The sequence below is a fragment of the Thermanaeromonas sp. DSM 22490 genome (genome assembly GCF_056378755.1).
This window is the reverse complement of sequence record NZ_JBJHHE010000067.1, coordinates 1-1141: the sequence shown is the minus strand read 5'-3', so window position 1 is coordinate 1141 and position 1141 is coordinate 1. Positions and strand designations below refer to the sequence as shown.

Annotated in this window: 2 protein-coding genes; both read right to left on the bottom strand. The window is 53.5% G+C overall.

The features are described from left to right. The coding region (locus AC1BI1_RS15335) for a hypothetical protein (protein WP_476718173.1) at positions 1-618 on the bottom strand (618 nt) is incomplete at its 3' end. Positions 619-664: 46 nt separating this feature from the next. After that, positions 665-1141: hypothetical protein (locus AC1BI1_RS15330; protein ID WP_476718172.1), on the bottom strand; the 477-nt coding region annotated here is incomplete at its 5' end.

Sequence of the window (1141 nt, the reverse complement as noted above, 5' to 3'; positions counted from 1 at the left end):
CCCGTCAGGATATTCCTTGCTAGCCAGGTAGGGCTTCCACTTCGCCGCGAGAGCTTCGTTCATGCCCGGTTCCTGTGCCAGAAAGTCTTCCCGCGAGGGCATGGGGATGTTCACGTAAACGCCCGAAGATGCGTCCCCAGCCCAGGTCATGTTTTGGTCGATCACTCGGACCTGGGGGGACACATGAAAAAACTCCGCAAGTAAGTTCAGCACCGCCGGGTCATCAAACTCGGAGTCCGGGAGGATAACTTCTTTTGTGCTTGATGCAGGTGCGGGCCGCATAGTAGAATTGACCGGAATGTAAAGTTCGTTCAGCCCATACCTTGTGCCCTCCTGAGCCCACCCCGGCTTGGTCCAGAGCTCGCCCCAGACCAGGTCCACGTTGGAAAGGTTTATCTTGCCTACGGTACCGTCGAAGTCTACGCTCATGTTTTCCGGCGTGTAAAGGATCACCGGGACCCGGCGGACGAACCAGGTCATGCCGTTGGAGACCGGGGCTTGGGAGTCATCAGGGACGCCTTTAATATTTCCTCCCCCATAAAAAGCGAAGGCAGGGCTAGCGAACGCTACCATCAGGAACAAAAAGAAAAAAGCCTTTAACAAGGCTTTCCTGAGCATAAGGCTCTCTCACTCCTTTTTGCGGTATGTCTTTATTTATCCTTCATTATTTATTCAAGGGCTTCACGAACCCCACTTGGAAGACGTACTTGAGGTCCCTGTTCTCGGGCGTGCCGCCCTGCGTCATCATCCAACGGCTGTCGATCTTCTTGAAACGGGAAACACCGAGACCTTTATAACCACTCTCAGTTTCTATCCTGACAACTACGATGGCAATGGAGCTATGTTTTTCTGCTACTTTTACTTCACTATTTATTATCCGGTAATTCTTCCTCCCGTCGTCACGCCAAGCATACATGAGCTTCCGCTCGCCTTCGAAGTACGTCCTGGTGACCCGCTTGTAGGGCAGCTTGTCGTAGAAGCTCAGGTCTACGTTGCGCCGAGCTTCGAAATCCATTGCATTAGCGTTTATATCCTCTATAGCCTCTTTCATCGCTTGGACTAACTCCTCATCGCTCGGCAAGTCCGTATCCACGCTCTTCGCCACCCGGAGCAGCAGCACCGCCGCCTCGCCCCGCAGGAG